We start from the raw sequence: 23,870 nt of genomic DNA on the forward strand, positions 1-23,870 counted from the left end.
TATCTTTGGATAGACACTTTTTTATTTCAACACATCTATATTTATTTCTATCATAAGCCCCTGCTGCTCACCTTGCTGTGTTTTCTCTAGCCAATGCCATTGTTTTGAATCAAGCCTTAAGAAGTTTGAACATCGTGTTCCATAAATTGGGCTTTGAATAAAAGTTGAAGATAATAATTCCTCCATCTCCACACTAATCCCTGTATCTGGTAACAAATCTGGAATAATTTTTCGTTCATCTTCCAAAATATCCCAGACTGAATATTGCAAATCAGATTCTGTAATCGTTGATTGTTGCAACATTGGTAAAAATTCTTGCGTAAAGCGTTTACGTAAATGTTTGGTTTTCTCCCAATCTTCTGACATTAAACCGTTGGAAACAACATAAACACCATTCGCTAAGACTTGTGGTGCTTCCCCCCGATTACTCATATAAACCGCTTGCTCTCGATCACCAACAAACAAATTAAAACCAGCGTAGTCCTGTTGTTGCTGTTCTAATTGTTGTGCAAAACGAAAGGGGGCTAAATCACTTTCTAAAAAAGACTGGATTAAATGCCCACGTGAAGTTGAATATTGGTTCTTATCTCGTCCATTTCGAAAATTAGTCACGATTGCCCAACGTCCAGACTCAGTGACTCCCATCCATGTCCCACCTGACTGTAAATCTTGCCCAGCAATAATTGAACTTGCTGCCCACTGATGTAAGACAGCACTTGGTCGATAATAGAACTCATCACGATTTGAAATTAAACACAACGGCATATCATCAAGAACATGCCATGCAAAAGCGACAATACACATTAATTCTGTTCTCACATCTTTACACATTGAATGTACAACATTTTTCACATCATTCCGCTACAATCTGCTCAAAACTTAATTTCAAATTCTAAATTGAGGAACAGCAATGCTGACCTATCCAAATATTGATCCAGTTGCGCTGAGCTTGGGGCCAGTCAAAGTGCATTGGTACGGACTCATGTATCTCTTGGCATTTTTATGCGCTTGGGGCTTAGCCTCTTATCGTGCTAAACAACGTGATGGTTGGACTGCCGATATGGTCTCCGATCTGGTGTTTTATGGCGCTCTAGGCGTCGTACTTGGTGGTCGTATTGGCTATGTCTTGTTTTATGAGTTTGGCAAATTCTTAGAAAACCCGCTTTGGTTATTCCAAGTCTGGACAGGTGGGATGAGCTTTCACGGCGGTTTCTTGGGTGTCATGATCGCAATGCTATTCTGGTGTAAGAAATATCAGAAAACTTGGTTTCAAACACTGGACTTTATTGCACCCTGTGTACCGACAGGTTTGATGTTTGGTCGTATCGGTAATTTTATTGGTGGTGAATTGTATGGTCGTCAAGTTCAAGACCTTAGCTATCCATTTGGTATGATTTTTCCAACTGATCCTTTAGGTTTAGTTCGCCATCCGTCGCAAATTTATCAAGCGCTCTGTGAAGGTCTGATTCTATTTATCATACTTTGGTGGTTTAGTGCTAAACCACGTCCCCGTATGGCGGTTTCAGCATTATTCCTGATGGGCTACGGAGTTGCACGTTTCTTTATGGAGTTCTTCCGTCAGCCCGATGCAGATCAAGGTTTTATTCTATTCGGTTGGATGACCAAAGGTCAGATTCTCACTGTACCAATGTTACTGATTGGACTGTGGATGATGTGGTATGCCTATCAGAAAAAAATCTACGATTGGCAAATTAAAAAATAAAATAATGGGAGCAGATGCTCCCATTTTTAGATCTAAACTTTTCCTAACAATGCTTTTACGACATCACCTAAACGTTTACCTTGCGCTTCGCATAATACTTTTTCATCTGCACTCAAACTTTGATCATGACGAGGGCCACTGACATGACTTGCCCCATAAGGTGTACCGCCTGTTTTGGTATTGGACAGGGCTGGAATTGAATTTGGCAACCCCATGATGAACATACCATGATGGAATAATGGCGGTAACATGCTAAGCAAAGTACTTTCCTGCCCACCATGCATCGAGCCAGAAGAAGTAAAAACACATGCTGGTTTATTATGCAAAGCACCATTCAACCATAAACTCGTGGTTTGATCCCAAAAGTATTTCATCTCGCTCGCCATATTACCAAAGCGAGTAGGTGAACCAAGTGCCAAACCTGAGCAATACGTCAAATCATCTAAAGTACAATAAACATCCCCCTCTGCAGGAATGCTCGGTTCTGCTTGGGTAACAACAGTTGCTAGATTAGGAACGGTTCGAATACGAGCTGTGATACCAGAAGACTCAATTCCATCGGCAATTAGATGAGCCATTTCTCGAGTTGAACCATATTTACTGTAATAAAGAACAAGAACGTAAGGTTGCATCACTTTAATAAATTTTGTTAAAAAGAACACTATACGACATTTTTCCTCTTTTTAGCTGTAGTCAATGCTGTGCTAACACAGGATTTTATTAAAAATAACTAGGATAGAACCCATGATCTTAAATCGTTATCTAAAAAATCTGCCTTTTTTAGAAAAAACATGGTTTCAATTTATTGTATTTGTGTTACGGCGTTTCGAAGCTGATCGCTGTAGAGAACAAGCTGGAGGACTCACCTACACCACTTTGTTTGCAGTTGTTCCGATGCTGACCGTTTTCTTAGTCATTATCTCCTCAATTAAAGCTTTAGAGCCTGCTCGACAACAACTACAGCAATTGATTTACAGTAATTTTTTACCAAAAAGTACCATTGCCTTTGACAAAGCATTGAACGCATTTACAGATAAATCCAGTAACCTCACCGTGATTGGGGTACTGTTTCTTTTTGTCACCACTGTACTGATGCTGTCTTCGATTGAAACCGTTTTCAATCGTATTTGGCGTGTCAAAGAAACTCGGACAGGTCTTGTTGGCTTTATGCGTTATTGGACAATCATCTCTTTAGGTCCAATCATTCTAGGCAGTGCTTTTGTACTTTCATCTACTGTCGCCTCAATGAATATTCTGAGCAATAATTTTGCGGGTTATCAATTAGATGGCTCTTTCCTTTTATGGCTCATTTCATTTCTACTTACAATTGTTGGCTTTTTCATTCTTTACTGGACCATTCCTAATCGTAGCGTCCCTATTCTTTCCGCTGTTATTGCTGCATGTTTTAGCGCAACAGTATTTGAAATTTTAAAAAATTTCTTTGGCTGGATTATGAGTAATTTCACCAGTTATGAAATTGTGTATGGTGCTTTTGCTGCTGTTCCAATCTTCCTTCTGTGGATTTATTTGTCTTGGAACATTATCTTATTAGGCGTAGAAATCAGTTATGCACTGACTGCTTTTCATTCAGATAAAGAACAAAAGCGTCATCCTATCTTAATGTTATTAGACATATTGGAGTTATTTTATAAAAAGCAACAAATTGGAGAAAGTGTCAGTGAACAAGAACTTCTTGGGATTATTGGACGTGGTGAATTAGGACGTTTACCTGCATATATCTTACAGTTAGAAAAACAGAATTTAGTCAAACGTACAGACAACGATGAGTATGTATTGGCTAGAAATCTTGCGCAAGTCGATTTCTGGAGCTTTTTTACAGCACTCCCTTATCCCCTGCCATTACGTCATGATGTGGCCAATATCCATCAAGATGATGAATGGATTGAGCGTTTAGGGCCATCCCTCATCGAGAGTAATGATTATTTAGCTGCAAAACTTTCGATTCCTCTTTCGACGATCTTTGAACAGAAGTAAAAGAAAGACCTCAACTGAGGTCTTTCTTTTACTGTCTCGCTTATACGAAATTAGGTAGAAGCTATTTATTAACAGCACTTATTTTTAATCATTATGCTTGAACAAATGTATCCCAATCATATTCTCCTGATTGGGTTATTAGTTTCATGGTTAATTGATCATTTGGGTGTAATGCCCCGACGCCAGCAGGCGTACCCGTCATAATGACATCACCCGCTTCCAAACTAAATGACTGATTAATTTCAACCAATAATGCACCAATATCAAAAATCATGTCTTGGCTAAAACCATGTTGGCGTTCAACGCCATTAATCATTAAAACAAGCTCTAACTCTTGTAAATCGCCAATTGCATCCGCTTCAACCCAGTCTGCCAAGATACATGCACCGTCAAAAGCTTTTGCTCGCTCCCAAGGCTGCCCTTTCGCTTTTAAGTCATTCTGCAAATCACGTAAAGTTAAATCCAACCCTAAAGTCACAGCGCCAATCGCTTCTAAAACTTTGCTTGGATTGGTTTCCTGCGACAATGGGTGTGCGATCTGCAAACAAATTTCACATTCAAAATGACATTCACCCAAAGCCTGATTCCAACGGGCACCTTGGGCTAAGCTACTCAAACTACTTGGTGGTTTGATAAATAAAATTGGGCGATCAGGAATTGCATTACCTAGTTCTTTCGCATGTTCAGCATAATTTCTGCCTACACAAACAATTTTTGACGGACGTGTGCTCATAAAAGCTCCTTGTTCCTTAAATCGCGAATGAAGTTATTTTTTAAAACTATTTTCAAATTTGGTTTGATCTGCTGGATCATTGAATGAACGCTTTGGAACAATAATGACGGTATGATTCTTCAGCTCTAACATATACGTGAGCTTTCCAACTGCAAAAGATTGCACCTCAGCATACTGCGCTATTTGCTTTTTACCTGTTGAATAAAGTTCAAAATGATCTTGATAAAGGTCAATTCCCTGCTCACTTTTTCCAAATTGGTAGCGAACAAATTGACGTTTAAACAACATCGGTAACAACCAATAGCGCATCAATCCTTGCATAATCAGAAAAAAAGCACCTAATGCAACGTAATAACGACCAACGTCTGAGAAACCTAAATAGATTCCCCAACCAATAATTGCAATACTAATAACAGGTGTTAGAAAACGACTAAAGGTCTTTTTACCAAAAGTGACAAGAGCAAAACCATCTTGTGATTCTTCTAAATTAAGATAATAGCGCACAGATACAGTTGGACGTTGTTCAGACATTTTTGATTTCTAAGATTTGAAAAAACTCATCTATTAGAACATAAATGACTTGAGCGTAAATCAGATTTATAGCGATTTTATACAAAATTCAAATACGGCGTAGCACTACTCTAAGTTGCTTTTTAACAAAGAGATGGAATTTCTAATTCAGTAATAATGAAATTACACTTAACTGATCAACATTAACCGCTATAAGTATTTACTTGCATAGATAACGCTTTGTCTAAGGTTTCGATGCTCAAGAAAATTTTACACAATACGACTGTTTTTTAAACAAAAAAACTTTTATTAATAGCAAGGCTCTATCATTTACTGATGAATGCCACTGACTATATCACTAAGAAAAATCAAAGGAATGTGATGTTTTATTTGAATGGATTTATATTAACGACTCTTGTTTTTAGCATAACGCAAACTTGCTTTGCACAAATGCTGACTTGGAATGACAATATCCCAAGCGCTTTACAACCTTTTCAAAATAAGCCCCAGCTTTTGGCAAGCTACACGCAAAATAATATTTTCATTTATGCGCATCCAACAACTAAAACCAACCTCCCCACTCTCAAATCCAATTCACAACCAAACGCCAGTTTTACATCCGCAGCACTTATTGTTCCTACCAATGTACAACAGGTTAGTAAGACCCTGACTGACTTTAATCACTATGTCGGTCTATTTCCAACACTTAAATCGGCCAAAATACTAGAACAATCTGGCAATACTGTAAAAATGAAATATCGTGTCTCCATTCCAACGCCTATTCCAGTGCTCAATTTTAATGAAGACGTTACCTTACAGCATCAGATTAAATCGAACAGTATTTCCAGTTTAGTGATTGATTCTCCTATTCCATACGGTTTAGGAAAGTTTGAATGGTTTGCCTTAGATGATCATCGAACTTTAATTACGCTCACCCAGTGGGGAGATTTAAATCAACCTAAAGGTTTTATTTTTAAAAAAATTCTGAATGCGATTCCAGAGGTCAAATTAGGGATTCCAAGCTCAACCAATGCTTTTATCCTAGAATCACTTCGAACACGCTTTATTAAACAGAATATCGTTGCCTTAAATTCAGGACAAATACCAAGCCCTCAATTCAATGCAGCCCAGCTCACAAAAATCACCCAGCTCAGCCAGACATCACAGCAACCCGTTAGCTTTCTGCATGCTCCAACCAGCATCATGTACACGCATGGACGTGAAGCCATGCGCTTCACCACCACCTATCAATTTTATCAACAGCCAACACAGCAATTAAATAAATGGTTAAACCCTTTAGCCTATCAAGAATTATTTCCAAGACAAATCAAGAAAATCATCACCTCTCCAATCCAAAATCAGGGTCAAGATGCGGATATTCAAGTGAATGTGGGTTTAGGTGTGATTAATATTCCTTTTGCATTTAAGCTGCATTTCAACTATCCAAATACTGTTGAAAATAACTTTTATGCCAATGGTGGTGATTTACGATTGATTAAAGGAAAAATGATTGCCTCAGAGCTTAATCAAGGTACTTTATTTAAAATCACTAGCTCAATGAAAATTGATGAGAAAGCGCCATTTTTACTCAGGGCAATGCGAAGCCTGCCGTATCATGACGTATTGCCAGCAGTGGGCGGTAATGCGGTGTTTGTGCAAAAAATCAAGGCAAAGACATAAGGCACAAAAAAACCGCACTTAAGCGGTTTTTTTCAATCTTTATCTTTCGATAAATTCAAATTGGTGCGCTCAGAGAGATTCGAACTCCCGACCCCTTAGTTCGTAGCCAAGTGCTCTATCCAGCTGAGCTATGAGCGCATATTTCATGGAGCGCATTATACCCATTTTTTCCCTATTGATAAGTGTTTTTTAATAAAATAGAAATCAAATGCTGATAGATTGATCGTTACAAGTTTACAACGCAATAGTTATTATATTTAAAAACAACATAAACAACTGATTTTATTATTAATAAAAAATGAAGAGCCTTAATTTGAACATCAAATAGATATGTTATAGTTTAACTACTCCAACTTACAGGCACAAAAAAACCGCAATTAAGCGGTTTCTTCTATTAAGTTGGTGCGCTCAGAGAGATTCGAACTCCCGACCCCTTAGTTCGTAGCCAAGTGCTCTATCCAGCTGAGCTATGAGCGCATTACTTATATTGCCAATTTAGGCATGTGTTACTTTAAATCTTTACTTGGTGCGCTCAGAGAGATTCGAACTCCCGACCCCTTAGTTCGTAGCCAAGTGCTCTATCCAGCTGAGCTATGAGCGCTTTAAGTAAAGTGGCGGTGAGAGAGGGATTCGAACCCTCGGTACAGTTACCCGTACGCATCCTTAGCAGGGATGTGGTTTCAGCCACTCACCCATCTCACCGTAACACGAGCGCAATAATACAAACTAAAACCACATTACACAAGGGATGATCCTGTTTTTTTCTGTTTTTTTAAATCAATCAAATGTTTTTTAACCAATTCTTATATTTTTTCGGCATTTTTTAGCTCAACGCTTGTTAATATAGTGTTCTCTCCTTTATTCAGATTGGACAATAAACAGAATCTTGCAATCTTTGACGTGCAGTTAAAGTTTGAATGACTTATGCTAAACCGATCTGCCAGATGTGAAATGAAACGATATGACTACAAATTGGGTTGATCCCGAAGCAAAAGCAGAAGCGCAACGTTACGATAATCCTATTCCTAGCCGAACTCTTATTCTAACTACATTAGAACAATTAAAAACTGCACAGTCTCATGCAGAACTGGTTGATCACTTTAATATCCCAGATCAAAAAAGTATTGATGCATTGAATCATCGTTTAAGTGCAATGGTACGTGATGGGCAACTTATGAAGGATGGTTTTAAATACCAACCTGCAACCGATTTACCAAGCCATGAAGCAACGGTCTATATCAATAGTAAAGGTCTAGGTACGGCCAATATCGCAGGTCAGGATGATGTACTATTACCTGAACGTGAATTACGTCTAGTCTTTAATGGTGATCGCGTTAAAGTACGCCAAACTTCTGTTGACCGTAAAGGTAAAGCTTGGGGCTTTATTACCGAAGTCGTACAACGCCGTGTCAAACAAATTATTGGTAAAGTCGCTGAACATGAAGGTGAATACTTTATTCAGCCAAGCAATCCAAATCAGCACCAACCAATTACCTTAGAAAAAGAATTGATTGAACATGCCAATGCCAAAGTTGGCGATATGCTACGAGTTGCGATTGATGATTACCCGACTCGCGAAGAATTAGCGACAGGTCATGTTGTACAGTCGATGGCGGACAAAGCTGACACTGAAATTATTATTCCGCAAACCATTTTAGAATTTGGTTTGCCTTATGAATTTCCAGAAGCCGTCATTAAAGAAGCTGAAAGTTTTAAAGAACCTTCAGAACAAGATCGCAAAGGTCGTGTTGATTTACGCGATTTACCACTCGTCACGATTGATGGTGAAGATGCACGTGACTTTGACGATGCCGTATTCGCAGAGAAACGCTCAGGTGGTGGTTACCGTGTTGTCGTGGCAATTGCAGACGTGAGCCATTATGTCCGTTTAGACTCACCTTTAAATGAAGAAGCTGAAGAACGTGGTACATCGGTTTATTTCCCACACTTTGTTTTGCCAATGCTGCCAGAAGCACTATCAAATGGCTTGTGTTCTCTCAATCCACATGTTGACCGTCTGTGTATGGTCTGCGATTTAAAGTTGTCTCGTGCAGGTAAAGTCACAGGTTATGAGTTCTATCCTGCGGTGATGCATTCCAAAGCACGTTTGACCTATAATCAGGTGGCTGCTTATTTTGACGGCGCAACCGATGCCATTCCACAGGATAAAAGCGTTCATAAATCGTTAAATACCCTATTCCAGCTTTATCAGACACTAAAAGAACTACGTGCCAAACGTCATGCGATGGAATTTGAAACCATTGAAACCTATATGACCTTTGATGAGTTGGGCGGCATTAAAGAAATCTTGCCACGTACTCGTAATGATGCGCATAAACTGATTGAAGAATGCATGTTATTGGCGAACGTTGCCGCAGCTGAATACTCATTAGAACATGATATTCCAATGTTGTATCGTGTACATGAAGCACCAGAATTCTCACGTATTCAAAAAGTCCGTGATTTTGTCAAATTACTCGGTTTGCCATTCCCAGAGCAACCAACCCAAGCTGATTACCAAGCCGTGATTGAAGCGACCAAAGATCGTTTAGATGCGCCAAGTATTCATGCGGTGTTATTACGCTCAATGATGCAAGCCTATTATGGTGCGAATAATGCAGGACATTATGGTCTTGCTTATGAAGCTTATACGCATTTCACTTCACCAATTCGTCGTTACCCAGATTTATTGTTACACCGTGCCATTAAAGCCTATCTCGATAAGAAAGCTTATCCATTGTCTGGTGCAGCTTTAGATGATGCAGGGGAGCATTTTTCACAAACTGAACGTCGTGCCGATGAAGCATCACGTAGTGTGACAACATGGTTGAAATGCCATTATATGCAACAGCATTTAGGCGATGAGTTTGTGGGTATCATTAGTGCGGTGACTGAGTTCGGTCTATTTGTGACGCTGAAAGACCTCTATGTCGATGGCATGATTCATGTCAGTCAGCTCGGTGAAGACTTCTTCCTGTATGATCAAGCCAGCCAAAGTTTGATTGGTCAGAATCGTGGACAGTCATTCAGCCTTGGCGATGAAGTCAAAATTCAAGTGGCAGGCGTGAATCTGGAAGAACGTAAGATTGACTTCCAATTGGTTCAACAACTGACGCATTTGGGACGTACAATTCGTCAAAAAGCACCAAGAACCAATACTTCAAATCGTGCTTCAACCACTGAAGAGGTATTTGGCAAACCACAATCGACAACAGCTAAAGTTAGTGAAGATGGGGAAAAACCTGTGCGTAAGAAAAAGGATAAGAGCAAATCGAGTTCTAATTCTTATACCAAAAAAACAGGTAAAAAATCTTCTGCGAAGTCTGAAAGCAAAGAAAAGCCAAAGAAGAAAGTGAAAAAGAAAAAGGACAATGCGAAAGCAAAGTCTGATTAAGTCATTTAAAGCCGTTCTTAATCTTTTGAGCGGCTTTTTTATTTTCAAAGGTCAAATATGTCTGCATTTAAAAAAGCCGAAGTTTTCATTCTTATTGGTCAAATCATTGATGATACCTTATTAACTCAAGATTCTATCCATCGAGACCAAATTGCAGCTCGACTTATTGAGAAATATCCTGACCTAATACAAAATATTGCAACAGGCTATAAAAATCAAAATTTAACATATGTTTCTGGGAATTTAGTGGATTGGTTTTCCGCTGAATTAACTAAAAAAAGTTCTATTTCTAAAGATTGGCAAAACAAGTATAAACAAGAACGAGAAAAAGTAGGAAAAAGAGAAGTTACTGTTTACAAAAATATGTATTCATTTTCATTAGAAGAAAATATTTCCTCTGTGAACACTACAAAATTGATAGAGGGTAATCTTAAAACGATTGTAGTTAATGCTTTTGAACGCAACCCAATTGCTCGAAAACAATGTTTAGAATATTATGGAACGTCATGTTTATGCTGTGGTTTTGATTTCTATAGAACCTATGGTGAAATTGGTCAAAACTACATTCATGTTCATCACATTATCCCGCTTGCAAAAATTAGAAAAAATTATCAAGTTGATCCAATTAAAGATTTAATTCCGCTTTGTGCAAATTGTCATGCAATGATACATCGTACAACCCCAGCCCTTTCTATCGAAAAACTAAAAGAAATCATAAAACAATCTCATCAACCTTGATTTCTCCCCCTCAAAGCCCTACATCTATAACTATGTTTAAAGATGAATATGGCAAAAATAGAATGACACTCCAACAAGCGACACTTCCCCTTCCTCAATTTGATCAAATTCAACTTGCCGATTTAAAACAACAGATCGAACAAACCATTCAAAACGGTCAAAATTTCTTAAATCAACTCAATGAAGTTCCGCAAGGGACTGAAGCCCAACTGGCAACATTGACCGAAGTTGATCAACTTGAAAATAATATGAGTGAAGCATGGGGCATTTTGTCACATCTCAATGCCGTGATGAACAATCCCGAAACCCGTGAAGTCTATCAAGCACTGTTACCAAGTTTGAGTGAATACTACACTCAGTTGGGACAACACACGGCGTTGTATCAAACCTATCAGCAGATTCATGATAGTAATGTATTTCAAACATTGAGCGAAGCACAACAAAGCGCGATTAAACTGGCGCTACGTGACTTTAAACTGTCGGGTGTTGCACTCGAAGGTGAAGCCAAAAAGCGTTATGCCGAAATCTCAGCACGTTTATCGCAGCTGTCTTCAGACTTCTCCAATCATGTACTCGATGCCACTCAAGCCTACTTTAAACCGCTAACAGAAGCGCAACTTAAAGGCTTACCGCAAAGCAGTGTTGAACTGTTAAAACAATACGGCCAACAACGCGAGCTGGAGCAAGCCGTGGCGACACTCGACTTTCCTGCTTATTTTGCGATTATGACCTATGCCGATGATCGAGAACTTAGAGAGGAACTCTACAAAGCCTACGTGACTCGCGCCTCAGAACAATCAGACAAAACCGAGTTCGATAATACCCCAGTGATGCAGGAAATTCTGAGCTTGCGTCAAGAAATGGCTCAACTGCTTGGCTTTAATAACTTCGCTGAATATTCCCTTGCCAGCAAAATGGCACCTGATGTTGATACCGTCGATAAGTTTTTGGTCGACTTGGCAGAACATGCCCGCACACCAGCCCTTGCTGAAATCGCTGAACTGAAAGCAATTGCACAACAAGATGGTGTTGAAGAATTAAAACCATGGGATGCAACCTATTATTCTGAGAAGTTGAAACAACAACAGTTCAATTTGTCTCAAGAAGCGCTTAAACCGTATTTCCCTGCGCCAAAAGTGGTGGATGGTTTATTCCAAATCGTGCAACGTCTTTATGGTATTCAAATCATCGAACGCCAAGCCCCTGTTTGGCAAAATGATGTACGTTATTTTGAAATTGAAGATCAAGGTCAAGTGGTCGGTGGTTTCTATTTTGACTTATATGCCCGTAACGGCAAACGCGGTGGCGCATGGATGAGTGGTTTCCGTTCTCGTGTGCAAACGGCCAATGGTCTACAAAAACCAATTTGCTATATGGTGTGTAACTTTACCCCACCGATTGGCGATCAACCTGCGCTACTCACCCACGATGAAGTCATTACTTTGTTCCATGAATTTGGACATGGCTTACACCATATGTTGACCGAAGTAGATAACATCTCTGTTGCAGGCACACATGGCGTGGCATGGGATGCGGTGGAGTTACCAAGTCAGTTCATGGAATTTTGGGCTTGGGATAATGAAAGTTTAGATGTACTCAGTGAACACACCCAAACTAAGCAAACTTTGCCACAAGAATTGCTGTCTGCGTTACTCAATGCGCGTTTCTTCCAATCAGGCATGCAAACATTACGTCAGATTGAATTTGCATTGTTTGACCTAAGCATTCACCGTCAGGCACCTGCCTTAAACAGTCAGCAAATCCAAGCGACACTGGACGATATTCGCGATAAATTTGCCGTGGTTCCTGCGGTACCTTATAACCGTTTCCAGCACAGTTTCAGCCATATTTTTGCAGGCGGTTATGCGGCAGGTTATTACTCTTATAAATGGGCAGAAGTTTTAGCGAGTGATGCCTTTGACCGCTTTGAAAGTGAAGGTATTTTTAATACCGAGACTGGAAAAGAGTTTAGAAAGTTTATTCTAGCAGTTGGCGGAAAAGATACTGCACTTGATGCATTTCGCAATTTCCGAAAAAGAGAACCAAAAATAGATGCATTATTACGCCATCAAGGTTGGACGAATACCAATAAAACCGCTTAAACTACGTCATTATTGTTCACAGGGTGGTAATTAACTGACATGAAAAGACAGTTCATCGCGGGTGCAAAATGCCCTAAATGTGGCGCCTTAGATCGTGTGGTTAAGATCATCACTGTGGATGACGAGTGGATTGAATGTATCGAATGTGCTTATAGCGAAAAACGCCCGACCCACGTGGAAGAGCAACAAACCGCTGAGCCAGATGAAATTGGGGTGATACAATTCAAACCTCGTCATTTTGACTAGAAGGTTAAAAATGATGTCCACATACCAAACTCAAAATTCCAAATTATTATGGATGATAATTGGTGGAATTAGCGTTGTTGTGGTTTTGTTTCTTGCAATTCAATGGTTTTTATCACAAAAAGATCAGCAATCGACAAGCACAGCTACACAACCAATTGCCGAAAAAACAATTATATCCAAAGCAGAAACAACTGTTAGTCCAAATATAAATACGGCGAGCAGTGAAGTTGCTGCACCAATACAATTAGTCGAAGAGTCAGTTGTCAAATCACCACTTCCGAGCAATGACAGTTTAGCCAAAGAAGAGATTGCAAAGCTAGATGATATTCAACAGCAACTACAAGACCAACAGCGTGACTTGAAACAACAAAATAATGATGTTGATACTTTACTTAAGCTCAAAGAAGATCAAATTAAACTTTTGGAGGCTCAAATCTCCGCACAACATAAATCTTAAAACAACAAAAGGTTTAATCCAGTTTAAAGCTTTTTACTCATTGAAATATCAATCTCATATTTCTAATCGCGATTTTTCATACAGCCACTCATAAGTTTGTATTTACACTGATTGCGGTATGATAGATATAAGTCACTCAATAAATCTAAAATCCAGTTTAAAAGCACATTTCTTTCATCCGTTGAGAAGCATAGAATAACTTTAGTCTCAAAGCCTCGCGTCTAATATGAATTCACTTCAAACTAATCGTAACCTTTTACTTGCGATTGGTTGCCTAACAACCTCGGCCCTTCTCTTTTCGATCATGGGTATCTGTATTCGTTATGCATCACATACGGTTGATAACTATACAATTGTATTTTTCCGCAACGTGGTCGGACTCATCCTGTTTCTGCCTTTTATTTTTAAACAAGGTATTGGCTTTGTAAAAACAGAAAAACTATGGATGCATAGTTGGCGTAGTATTGTTGGACTTGCAGCTATGTATGGCTTTTTCTATGCGATTGCCCACCTGAAATTATCCAATGCTATGGTATTTACCTACTCCTCTCCTATTTTTATTCCGCTGATCGCATGGCTATTTTTAAAGGAACGAATTACTACGGCCATGCTCTGTGCCGCGGGACTCGGCTTTATTGGGGTGTTCTGTGTGGCTAAACCTGATCAAGGTCTACTGAACTGGATTTCGGTGATTGGTATCGCCTCTAGCTTACTTGCATCAATGGCTTTTGTAACCGTTCGAGCACTCACTCAAACCGAACCACCTGAACGCATCGTATTTTATTTCTGCTTGATAGGATCAGCACTTTCTGTGATTCCAATGTTTTGGATGTGGCGAACCTATCATGTAAAAGAATTATTATTTTTGATTGGCGCAGGGATACTTGCTAATGTCAGCCAAATTTTTATGTCTCATGCTTATCGACTTGCGCCAGCAGGACAAATTGCACCTGTGAATTATATGGCAATTATTTTTGCAGGTGTATGGGGATTCTTACTTTGGAATGAAGTACCTGATTTATACAGCGTGATTGGATTTTGTATTATTTTGCTTGCAATTTTATTATGTAGTCCATTGACTCAACGTCAAAAGAAAATGATTCAACGCTAAAATATTTGATCTTTAAAAATAACTTATCAACATTAATAATGTCTAAAGCATTTTAAATCTTAGAAATAAAAAAGCACCCGAAGGTGCTTTTTTATTTCAACACTTAGTGTTTATACCAACCAAACATTTGGAAGATATATGGTGCATAAGTCACCAACACTAAAGATGAGAACAATACGATAATCGGTAATAACCAACGCTCATAACGATAATAGAAACTTGTGTATTTCTCTTTCGCTTCCTTATCAGCAGCCGATACCTCTTCATCCCCGACTGAGAGTCGCGTCAGCAAGTGGTTTAATGCAACAGGTGGTGTTACATAACCAAATTCGAATGCAACCAATACGATCATCCAGAAGTGAATCGGATGAATACCGTTCTCATAAGCAACTGGCGCTACTGTCGCAGCAACTAAGATTACCGCACCAAATGGATCTGTAGTCATACCAATAATTGCAAGTAACATTGCAATAAAGGCAAGAGAAATATAGATATTATCCAAGTGAGTTGGTAATAACTCAACCACTTCAGCACGCTCGATTAAACCACCAACGCTCGCAGATAATGCCATCAGTAGAATTAAAGCACCGATATGACCCACTGTTTCTGAAGTTGCAAAACGTAATGCCCCACCAAAACCAAAACTCTTACCACCATGAGGATCATGGCTTTTTAAGAAGTCTGATTTCTGTTCATGTTCAAGAACTAGTGCCTCATGCTTTGCATCAATAACTGGAGCTGGTGCAAGTTTTGCTGCAAACAATTTGTCAAACAAAATCATTGCAATCAACACCAATGGTAAAATCATTGGCGCTGTAAATTCATTGATTGATGTATCTAACGCAAGTTTATAGAACATCACAACTGCAAAACCAATGATTACATAAGGAATCACAGGCACACATGCACGTAACATTCCAGGTACAGCAACTTTTGGTGAAGCAACACGGAATTTTTCTTCAGCAAGAATCAATGAAACGCCAAGGAAAATAAATGCAGTTAACCAAAAAACATAGATACCATGATCAAATAATTCTGTAGACGTTACATGGCGGCTATCTAGCATTGAAATCAAAATTACAAGCAAGCATGGACGAATCACCACACCTAAAGAACCCGACATTGCCGATACAGCTAATGCATATTGACGGCGCGCACCAGAGTTCCAAACCTCTTTATAAATGATTGCACCTGCGGCAATAACGAAAATACCAGAAGCGCCTGTATATGCTGTTGGAATTGCCGCTGCAATTAAGATTAACCAAGTTAAAGTTTCAGGTGCTAGATTCCACGGACGCAGGATATTTAAGAATAAATCCATCACACGCGTTTGGGTCAGTAACATACCTGCCCAAATAAACAATGCAAGGTTTAAGAAAATACCAGAGAACTCAACAATAATTCCCAAGTAGATCCCTTGCCCCATTGGATAATCCATGAAGAAAGTAAAGATTATCCCCGTGATCAGTGACATCTGTGCATACAATGGTACGCTCAGCACCGCCAAACCAAAATTACCTTTAGGTTGCGCTGTTTTAGGAATTAAAAATAATTGCACTAAGCTGATTACGGTTAAAGAGACAAAGAGTGCTATCCATAACCATGAAATCGCCAATGTCTTCGTAGTCAATTCTACGCCAGAATTCAGCAACGAGTTATATTGACTAATTGTCGATAAACTCAGTAAGGCATTACCTGCAACCATAAATGCTGAATAGACACGATAGTCCATCTTCGTCTTAGGTGCACGTAAACCGATGTGGTGATAACGTAAAGAAGCTGTGATAGAGGTGAACAACACCATGATCAGTAAAAGTACAGTCTGATTTTCAGAACCTAACTTAAAAATACCAAAGAAAGTGGTTTCAACTTGACGATAAGTACGAATACTTGGATGAGCTTCCAAGTGCTTCATTGCTTTATCATAGAACTGATATTTTTCTTCACACTGTTGTTGTGCAGCTAATAAAGAAGCGCGTACATCTGATTCAGATGCTGTACCAAACATACTTGCAAACTCATCAGCAGCATTTGCTTTCATCTGCTCTTGAACTTGCGCTTCAATATTAGGATGTCGATCACAAGATGGTTTTTCAGGTTCAGCTCGTAAAAACGAATACTGCATTCCTATTTTTTCATCACCATACAAACGCTCCCCCATACGGAGCATTTGACCGTGAATCATCTCGCCAGTACCAATAAGCAAAGTCATTAGCAACAAAGCAAGAATGATGAATGTTGATATCCAATCATTCCAGATATAACCCAGTCGGGCTAATCCAGACTTTTTCTCTTGATTATTTTGCATGTATATTCCAGTTTATTGTTATCAACACCCATCCAAAGATGTTGAATCATGCGATGTCCATGGTTGATAGATAAGTGAATTTACCCTCTTCGTAACCAATCCCTTTTAACCGCCTAAATTTGCAGCAATCTTTCCCAAAAAAGAATGACTACAATCATTTTTTTATTGGTTTTTTTTATCAACTTATATGTTCTCTCTCTATCCTTCTTAACAATGAATAACCTAACCCACAGAACAAACCACCAATCGCACCAATCAAATGAGCTTCTGTCAAAACAGGACTACCAATTAACTGTGCAGTACCCGTCTGGCCAAAAGTATTTTCCCATATTAATTTTGCTGAGATCAGCAACAAGACCAATAAGGCAAATTTTCTTTCTTTGGGATATTTCAGATACACGAGACCAACAGCAACATATAATCCATGCAACACGCCAGAAAGACCAGCATATGCATCGATATAAGGTAAGTAGAAATAAAAGATAAGACTAATAAACGGAGGAAGGATTAAAAGCAGAACACATAAGTGCAAATTACGCGCATGAGGAAAAATAAAAGGTAAACATGCAAATGCCAGCATATTTAAGAAAAAATGCATCCATCCAACATGAACCCAATGTGCAGTCCATAAACGCCAAAACTCAGCGAATAAACTAGGTTTCCAATAAATGAAGTGATCTGCAAATACTTGCAAGCACGCTGATATAGAAACACATACAGCGATTAAAATAACTTTCGGTATCCATACGTGATCTTTCATCCATTACCACCCCATGAAAAAACTGACCTTTTACCAGTTTAAATGTTTCACTTGTAAAAGGTCGTTTAATTCAAGTTTACTCTGCTGGTGCTGATGCGCCATCTCCACCATCAAATAAAGCATCCAATTCAGATGAACTTTCTTTCTTATCGTCCCAGAAAGAAGTCAAACCTTCATCACTAGAACGTACACCTGTATTTTCAGTCCAATAACGATCAGCTATACCCTGGACCATCAAACCAGCCATCTTATCGATCAATCTAAATTGAGGATTTACTGGTTTGTCTTCACCTGTTGCAGCAGCATAAGAACGGAAAGCATCACGCAGTTTGGCATCATCACCACTTGCTTGTGCAGCAACTGCATATAATGCATGTGATAAACGAACACCTTTTTTCTCACCAATTTGCATTGATTCTTTCATGGTTGCATAAGGTTCAGGTTTACCGTCACCCGCACCTGGTAATAAAGTCCAAATCACTGCTCGCGTCGCCATCGGCGCGCCCCAGAATTTTTCATTATCCAAACAGGTCATGCCACGCTCAACAATACCCGCAATATCTTTCGGGACATTAACCGCACCACCAGAGTTAATATCATTGGTCATCGCTTGCAGACCACTTACCATCCCTAAAAGGTAAACTGTCTGATCTAAATCATTGCGCATTGTTGGGCATGAATCACCCAATTTATATTTATATTTTGATTCCCAACGATTTGCAAAAAGTTGATAACCTGCATATTGACGTTCAGCAGCAATCCCCGCCCAACGTTTTTGTTCAATACGAGCATCTTGAGCTTCAGAAACTTGACCTGCTTTCGAAGCACGCAAATAGCGGAGTTCCGCTTCTAAGGCTTTATTTTCAGCACAAATACCTGCTGAGGTATACAATAACACCGCCATACGTGTTGGATCAGCACCCATATCCTTGGTTGACATCACCGCTGGAGTTAAGGCATTACCTGAATTACACACCATTTCGGCGTCATCCATCGCCAAAATTGGTGGAACAATATGATTTTCACTAAAACTTAATGCGACATTAGCCCCTGTTTTAATGATTTGTGAACACCCTGATAATATTGATGTTGTGAGTAACGCAACCGCCACACCCTGTCCCATTTTTTGGAATTTAGACATTCTTCCTGTCCTCTAATTAATTTGTTTTTCCTTTTAGACGTACCTTATCAGATGCAATACTTGAATTAAAGAGTAATTGCTCTAATTTAACATGCTCATTCTGACACAATTCATAGATAAGCGAATTGACAGAGAGTTGAAAATACAAAAATTTTAGGCAAAAAAAAGTAGCATTGCGACGGTTCAGCACATGCTACTTATTAACTGGTAAAAACGTGAAACTCTTTATCTTTTAGTTTTGTTGAAAGTAATCCTTGAGTAAAGTTCCTGCTCTTCCTATAACAATTGCAAAAACAATTGCAATCACCAGAAACGACCATGTTGGAATTTCCATTACTTTGGACCTCCACCACACTTTACGTTGGTATTTGTACTTTAACGAAAATGAATACAAGTTGATGGTCAGATTGTCTGACAATTTATATTTTCACGAAATTTCAGAATATTTAATCTAACAATTTAAATGAACGTAAAGTAAAACCAACATAAAAAATTGAAAATAAACATATAATTAATTATATGCAGTTGTAGAATTGTCCAACAATTAAAGCATTTTTATTAATAATTTTAAGTTTTTCCACTGCGAAATTGACAATTGATCCCACCAAATCGTTAAAGGTTGGTACTGAGTATCAGAAAAATAAATCGTAATATAAGCTTGGTGATCAATAATTTTAGTGATTGTTCGATCTTGGATTGCGATAGAAGTATCCACAAACTCAAATGACCAATGCTGATGATCCAAATACTCAAAACGCTTTATTAAAGGACGCCGTAACAATAGAGCCCAAAATAAAACCATCACAACAAGGCTAAGCAGCCAAAATGAAAGAGTTAGCAATTGGTAGGCTAAAATTAGAACAGTGACAAAAACAAAAAGTTGCAATACAAGCGAAAATCGACTGTATTGCAACTCAAAAACACGATTAGCCATGAACATAATGTTTTAATTTTAAAATAAAATCTTTTAACTCAGCACGAGGTGGCTCACCCACTTCCATAAACCAATCCAATAAATCTGGATCTTCTTGATCAACCAACTCTGCAAATAGCGCCTTTTCATCAGCATCGGCGGTTAAATAATAGTTTTTAACATAAGGATCGAAATACACATCAATTTCTTTTAAACCACGACGTGCGCGATAAACGACCTTACGTTCTTCCAAACTTATTTCATCAGACATTATTTGTTCCACTATGCAACAATTTTATAGTCATAGTGTACTCGATCCCCCATTAACTTCGCAGCGTTTTTTCTCAAGTGACCAAATACATCAATCAAATTGAGCATTGATCACATTGTTCACTATTTTCAATTTCTTGTATCGTGATGATGATCGTTTATATCCAATGACTAGGGAAAAAATAACAAATGCAATCAGGTGCAATTCGTCCAATTCCAAATATGCTCCCACGTAAGCTATTTACTTCTGATCATGAAGCATTTCGTGAAACTGTACGTAAATTTTATGAAAAAGAAGTCGTGCCAAATATTGAAAAATATGAGAAACAACAACATGTTGACCGTGACTTATGGAACAAAGCAGGTGAACTAGGTTTACTCTGTACCACCATGCCAGAACAATATGGTGGCTCTGGGGTTGATCGTTTGTACAGTATGATTCTCATAGAAGAACAAGCTTATGCAATGGACTCAAGTACAGGTTTCTCATTACACTCAGATATCGTTGCCAACTATATCAACAACTTTGGCAATGAAGAGCAAAAACAAAAATGGCTGCCTAAAATGGCAACAGGTGAAACAGTTACAGCGATTGCCATGACTGAACCGGGTACAGGTTCAGATCTTCAAGCAGTTCGTACTACAGCTGTGCTTGATGGCGATGAGTATGTCATTAATGGTTCAAAAATCTTCATTACCAATGGCTACCTTTGTGACATGGCAATTGTCGTCTGTAAAACAGGCAACAATGAAAAAGGCTCAGCAAATTTATCATTAATCATCGTTGAAGCTGATCGTGCTGGTTTTAGTAAAGGTAAACCTTTGAATAAAATCGGAATGAAAGGGCAAGATACTTGCGAATTGTTCTTTGACAACGTACGAGTACCTAAGGAAAACCTACTTGGTATGGAAGGTATGGGTTTCATCATGTTGATGAAAGAACTGGCTTGGGAACGTATGTTGGTTGCGATTATTTGCCAAGCAGGTGCAGAAGCAGCATTTGCGCATACTGTTCAATACACCAAAGATCGTAAAGCATTTGGCAAAGCCATTAGTACCTTCCAAAATACAAGGTTTAAATTAGCTGAATTACGTACTGAAATTGATTTCTGCCGTACTTATTTAGATCGTTGTATGGAATTACAACTCGAAGAAAGCTTAGGTGTGGATGCCGCAGCAGCAGCCAAATACAAAATTTCAGATATGTTCTCAAAAGTTGTAGATGATTGCTTACAATTACATGGTGGCTATGGTTATATGTTGGAGTATCCAATTGCACGTGCCTACATCGATAACCGTGCTAACCGTATTTATGCGGGAACAAATGAAATTATGAAAGAATTAATTTCTCGTACACTTTAAACATAAATGGGAAAGTTAAAGGGATCGTGTTTAATTACACGATCCTTTTTTATTTATTTAGTTTCAGGTTTTTCAGTTACTTGAGCTGGCGTAGGCGTTGGATTCATTCGTGCCATTAGTTGCTTTACCGTTGGATTATCAATATGTTGCTGCATAGTGACATTTAAAGCAGTGCGTGCATTTTGCGTAGTGAAATGTGCAACTTCACTTCCTATCTCACTGGCTTTTTTAGCCCACGCTTTCCCTTCTGTAGATTGATAAAAGGTTAATGCGGCTTGTAGTTCCTGTTGACTGAATGTTTCAACATAACGTTGGATAATGAATTGCTTACGCTGTTCACTGTTTAAATTTTTAATCAAATCTACGTAAAAATTTTCAGGTATATCTTTAGGCAAACGCATTCGGATTTGCTCTAAAATCATTTTATCAGTGTTTTGTAAACCTTGTTCGGTTCCATCTACAGATACCAATTTTTGAGCAATAACTTCTTTCTGTTTTACATCATCAGCAAAAACAAATGTACTGAATAATAATGTCCCCAAGATTAATAGTTTTTTCACTCAGTCATCCCTGTTTTAAATGTTATTGCGCTCAATATACGCGATATTTTTTATATTTAAATAGCCACTCAAATAAAAAACCCTATGCAACTGCATAGGGTTTCAAAACATTCAAGCAAAAACTTATGAGACTAATTTTGGCTTACGATTTGTTTGATCGCCACGCTTATGAAATTCTAAAACCCCGTCATTAAACTTGGCATCTTTCAGTTCTTTACGATCAGCTAGGTAATTATTGGTGATCTTCCACGGTGCTTGTTTACCTTGTTTAGGCATTACATCAGCTGCACGCGCAATATAACCCGAAGACAATTTACCCATGATTGTATCATTTTCACGCTGTAAAGGATCAGCATGTGCAATCACTTCATCAAAACCATTTTTATCCATATGATTGATTAAGCGACAGATATAATCAGCTGCAATATCAACCTTTAATGTCCATGAAGCATTGATATAACCAATGATCATCGCCATGTTAGGGACATCACTCACCATCACGCCTTGATACAGCATATGTTGAGATGTGTTCATTGGCTTACCGTCAATTGAACCTTTCACCCCACCTAGAATCTGAATTTCTAAACCAGTTGCCGAGATCACAATATCCGCTTCTAAATGTTTTCCAGATTTTAATTGGATACCATTCGCAGTGAACTTCTCAATTTGATCCGTTTCAACGCTTGCCTTACCTTCACGTAATGCCTTGAACAAATCACCGTCTGGCACAACACATAAACGTTGATCCCAAGGGTTGTAGCTTGGCGTAAAGTGTTTCATATCCACTTTACCTTTCAGCTGTAATTCAATTCCTTTCAACAATAAACGACGTACAGTTTTCGGATATTTTTGAGCTAATGCATAAATACCACGTTGCATACCAATATTACGTGCACGCGTAAATTTATACGCCGTTTCCTCAGACATAAATTTACGTGTTTTCTCATAAATAAAGTCAATTGAAGGAATCGTAGCAATATAAGTTGGTGAACGCTGTAACATTGTGACATGCCCTGCTCCACCTTTCACCATTGAAGGTACAAGCGTAATTGCAGTTGCACCACTACCAATGATCACCACTTTCTTACCCGTATAATCTAAATTTTCTGGCCAATGTTGTGGGTGAATAAACTGACCTTTGAAATCTTCTTGTTTAGGGAATTTAGGTGCATAACCTTGATCATAATTATAGTAACCCGTACATCCCATCACAAAGTTAGCTGACCAAGTTTGCTTTTTCTTATTATTATCTTCAACTTCAACAAGCCATTTCTTCTTAGTAGAATCATAGTTCGCAGAAAGTACACGATGACCAAAGTGAATTTTATCTTTTAACTGATTTTCACTGATCACATCACTTAAATAACCTTTGATTTCAGCACCGCTTGCAAGAACTTTATCTTTTGCCCACGGTTTAAAATTAAAACCAAAAGTCGACATATCCGAATCAGAACGAATACCAGGGTAACGGAATAAATCCCAAGTCCCACCGAAACTTTCACGACGTTCTAAGATTTCGAATTTACGTTGTGGACAGTTCTTAGAGAGATGCACAGCTAACCCAATTCCAGAAATCCCTGCACCAATAATTAATACATCAACTTGCTTTTCCATTTTTTTTATACCTAGTAGAAACTATGAGTTTATTAAAGCACAAATCTGACAATACACAATGTCAAGTTTAGTCATTCATCGGTTTTTTTATATCACTTCGGGACAATTTAAAAAAATTGAGGTTAAAAAATCCTGAGATTTTTGCTTGGGTTTACGTTTGAGCTATGTTGTATTGAATATAAAAAAATAAGGATAAATCTTTATATAATTTTTAGGCGAAGGTATTTTAGAAAAATAAGCTTTGTAAAACACA

General features: G+C 38.4%; 21 protein-coding genes and 4 tRNA genes. 10 read left to right on the top strand and 15 right to left on the bottom strand.

All coding sequences use genetic code 11. The annotated features are described in order from the left end of the window. Positions 1-21 precede the first annotated feature (21 nt). Positions 22-804 carry an NRDE family protein gene (locus tag ABLB98_RS12075; protein ID WP_348882405.1) on the bottom strand — a complete coding sequence of 261 codons (783 nt, stop codon included), beginning with the start codon at positions 802-804 and terminating at the stop codon, positions 22-24. Between the two features lie 106 nt (positions 805-910). Between ABLB98_RS12075 and lgt the strand changes: the two genes are divergently transcribed. Then, entirely contained in the window at positions 911-1,723 is an 813-nt protein-coding gene (gene lgt / locus ABLB98_RS12080; RefSeq protein ID WP_087536474.1) for a prolipoprotein diacylglyceryl transferase, read from the top strand. A 32-nt stretch (positions 1,724-1,755) separates the two neighbouring features. On the opposite strand, the gene wrbA is transcribed toward lgt, so the two are convergent. Continuing rightward, positions 1,756-2,355, bottom strand: coding sequence for an NAD(P)H:quinone oxidoreductase (gene wrbA / locus ABLB98_RS12085; protein ID WP_348882406.1), 600 nt, complete (start codon positions 2,353-2,355; stop codon positions 1,756-1,758). Between the two features lie 112 nt (positions 2,356-2,467). Between wrbA and ABLB98_RS12090 the strand changes: the two genes are divergently transcribed. Beyond that, a complete protein-coding gene (locus tag ABLB98_RS12090; RefSeq protein ID WP_348882320.1) occupies positions 2,468-3,718 on the top strand; it encodes a YihY family inner membrane protein in 1,251 nt (416 codons plus the stop codon). Between the two features lie 91 nt (positions 3,719-3,809). On the opposite strand, the gene ABLB98_RS12095 is transcribed toward ABLB98_RS12090, so the two are convergent. Both ABLB98_RS12095 and ABLB98_RS12100 read right to left on the bottom strand, forming a co-directional pair. After that, on the bottom strand, positions 3,810-4,451 hold the full coding sequence (locus tag ABLB98_RS12095) for a fumarylacetoacetate hydrolase family protein (RefSeq protein WP_178882694.1): 642 nt from the start codon (positions 4,449-4,451) through the stop codon (positions 3,810-3,812). 33 nt (positions 4,452-4,484) lie between these two features. After that, a complete protein-coding gene (locus tag ABLB98_RS12100) occupies positions 4,485-4,982 on the bottom strand; it encodes a YcxB family protein (protein ID WP_005156231.1) in 498 nt (165 codons plus the stop codon). A gap of 360 nt (positions 4,983-5,342) precedes the next feature. Here ABLB98_RS12100 and ABLB98_RS12105 point away from each other — a divergent pair, with 360 nt between their 5' ends. Then, positions 5,343-6,641, top strand: a complete 1,299-nt coding sequence (locus ABLB98_RS12105) for an SRPBCC family protein (protein WP_348882321.1) — start codon at positions 5,343-5,345, stop codon at positions 6,639-6,641. Positions 6,642-6,702: 61 nt separating this feature from the next. Here the strand turns inward: ABLB98_RS12105 and ABLB98_RS12110 are convergent. The 4 genes from ABLB98_RS12110 to ABLB98_RS12125 all read right to left on the bottom strand — a co-directional run bounded on the left by ABLB98_RS12110 (position 6,703) and on the right by ABLB98_RS12125 (position 7,343). Next, positions 6,703-6,779, bottom strand: a tRNA-Arg gene (locus tag ABLB98_RS12110). A 262-nt stretch (positions 6,780-7,041) separates the two neighbouring features. After that, positions 7,042-7,118, bottom strand: a tRNA-Arg gene (locus tag ABLB98_RS12115). Between the two features lie 47 nt (positions 7,119-7,165). Then, a tRNA-Arg gene (locus tag ABLB98_RS12120) sits at positions 7,166-7,242 on the bottom strand. Positions 7,243-7,253: 11 nt separating this feature from the next. After that, positions 7,254-7,343: transfer RNA gene (locus ABLB98_RS12125), tRNA-Ser, on the bottom strand. A gap of 259 nt (positions 7,344-7,602) precedes the next feature. On the opposite strand from ABLB98_RS12125, the gene rnr reads away from it, so the two are divergent. The 6 genes from rnr (at position 7,603) to ABLB98_RS12155 (ending at position 14,689) form a co-directional block, all read left to right on the top strand. Then, entirely contained in the window at positions 7,603-10,035 is a 2,433-nt protein-coding gene (gene rnr / locus ABLB98_RS12130) for a ribonuclease R (RefSeq protein ID WP_348882322.1), read from the top strand. Positions 10,036-10,092: 57 nt separating this feature from the next. Next, complete coding sequence (locus ABLB98_RS12135) at positions 10,093-10,773, top strand: HNH endonuclease (RefSeq protein WP_208728009.1); 681 nt, start codon at positions 10,093-10,095, stop codon at positions 10,771-10,773. Between the two features lie 62 nt (positions 10,774-10,835). Beyond that, the gene (locus ABLB98_RS12140) at positions 10,836-12,875 is read left to right on the top strand and encodes a M3 family metallopeptidase (RefSeq protein WP_348882323.1); all 2,040 of its coding nucleotides are present in this window, start codon (positions 10,836-10,838) and stop codon (positions 12,873-12,875) included. Between the two features lie 39 nt (positions 12,876-12,914). After that, positions 12,915-13,121 carry a YheV family putative metal-binding protein gene (locus ABLB98_RS12145; protein WP_087536469.1) on the top strand — a complete coding sequence of 69 codons (207 nt, stop codon included), beginning with the start codon at positions 12,915-12,917 and terminating at the stop codon, positions 13,119-13,121. A 10-nt stretch (positions 13,122-13,131) separates the two neighbouring features. Further along, positions 13,132-13,578, top strand: a complete 447-nt coding sequence (locus tag ABLB98_RS12150; RefSeq protein ID WP_348882324.1) for a hypothetical protein — start codon at positions 13,132-13,134, stop codon at positions 13,576-13,578. Between the two features lie 226 nt (positions 13,579-13,804). Further along, complete coding sequence (locus ABLB98_RS12155) at positions 13,805-14,689, top strand: DMT family transporter (protein WP_348882325.1); 885 nt, start codon at positions 13,805-13,807, stop codon at positions 14,687-14,689. 103 nt (positions 14,690-14,792) lie between these two features. Here the strand turns inward: ABLB98_RS12155 and ABLB98_RS12160 are convergent, their stop codons facing one another. The 5 genes from ABLB98_RS12160 to ABLB98_RS12180 all read right to left on the bottom strand — a co-directional run bounded on the left by ABLB98_RS12160 (position 14,793) and on the right by ABLB98_RS12180 (position 20,082). Then, the gene (locus tag ABLB98_RS12160) at positions 14,793-16,997 is read right to left on the bottom strand and encodes a TRAP transporter large permease subunit (protein ID WP_348882326.1); all 2,205 of its coding nucleotides are present in this window, start codon (positions 16,995-16,997) and stop codon (positions 14,793-14,795) included. Between the two features lie 178 nt (positions 16,998-17,175). Then, complete coding sequence (gene rrtA, locus ABLB98_RS12165) at positions 17,176-17,757, bottom strand: rhombosortase (protein WP_249570535.1); 582 nt, start codon at positions 17,755-17,757, stop codon at positions 17,176-17,178. Positions 17,758-17,833: 76 nt separating this feature from the next. Further along, positions 17,834-18,898 carry a hypothetical protein gene (locus tag ABLB98_RS12170; RefSeq protein WP_348882327.1) on the bottom strand — a complete coding sequence of 355 codons (1,065 nt, stop codon included), beginning with the start codon at positions 18,896-18,898 and terminating at the stop codon, positions 17,834-17,836. A gap of 544 nt (positions 18,899-19,442) precedes the next feature. Beyond that, positions 19,443-19,838, bottom strand: a complete 396-nt coding sequence (locus ABLB98_RS12175) for a hypothetical protein (protein ID WP_348882328.1) — start codon at positions 19,836-19,838, stop codon at positions 19,443-19,445. After that, positions 19,825-20,082 carry a succinate dehydrogenase assembly factor 2 gene (locus tag ABLB98_RS12180; RefSeq protein WP_005156268.1) on the bottom strand — a complete coding sequence of 86 codons (258 nt, stop codon included), beginning with the start codon at positions 20,080-20,082 and terminating at the stop codon, positions 19,825-19,827. The genes ABLB98_RS12175 and ABLB98_RS12180 overlap by 14 nt, the downstream gene beginning before the upstream one ends. 188 nt (positions 20,083-20,270) lie before the next feature. Between ABLB98_RS12180 and ABLB98_RS12185 the strand changes: the two genes are divergently transcribed. Continuing rightward, positions 20,271-21,443, top strand: a complete 1,173-nt coding sequence (locus ABLB98_RS12185; RefSeq protein ID WP_178882684.1) for an acyl-CoA dehydrogenase family protein — start codon at positions 20,271-20,273, stop codon at positions 21,441-21,443. Positions 21,444-21,496: 53 nt separating this feature from the next. Here ABLB98_RS12185 and ABLB98_RS12190 read toward each other — a convergent pair whose 3' ends face one another. Then, positions 21,497-22,003, bottom strand: a complete 507-nt coding sequence (locus tag ABLB98_RS12190; RefSeq protein WP_256413868.1) for a DUF2059 domain-containing protein — start codon at positions 22,001-22,003, stop codon at positions 21,497-21,499. 123 nt (positions 22,004-22,126) lie between these two features. Further along, the gene (locus tag ABLB98_RS12195) at positions 22,127-23,617 is read right to left on the bottom strand and encodes an NAD(P)/FAD-dependent oxidoreductase (protein ID WP_348882329.1); all 1,491 of its coding nucleotides are present in this window, start codon (positions 23,615-23,617) and stop codon (positions 22,127-22,129) included. Positions 23,618-23,870: the final 253 nt, after the last annotated feature.

This window comes from Acinetobacter yuyunsongii, from assembly GCF_041021915.1.
In the GTDB taxonomy this organism is placed as follows: Bacteria; Pseudomonadota; Gammaproteobacteria; order Pseudomonadales; family Moraxellaceae; genus Acinetobacter.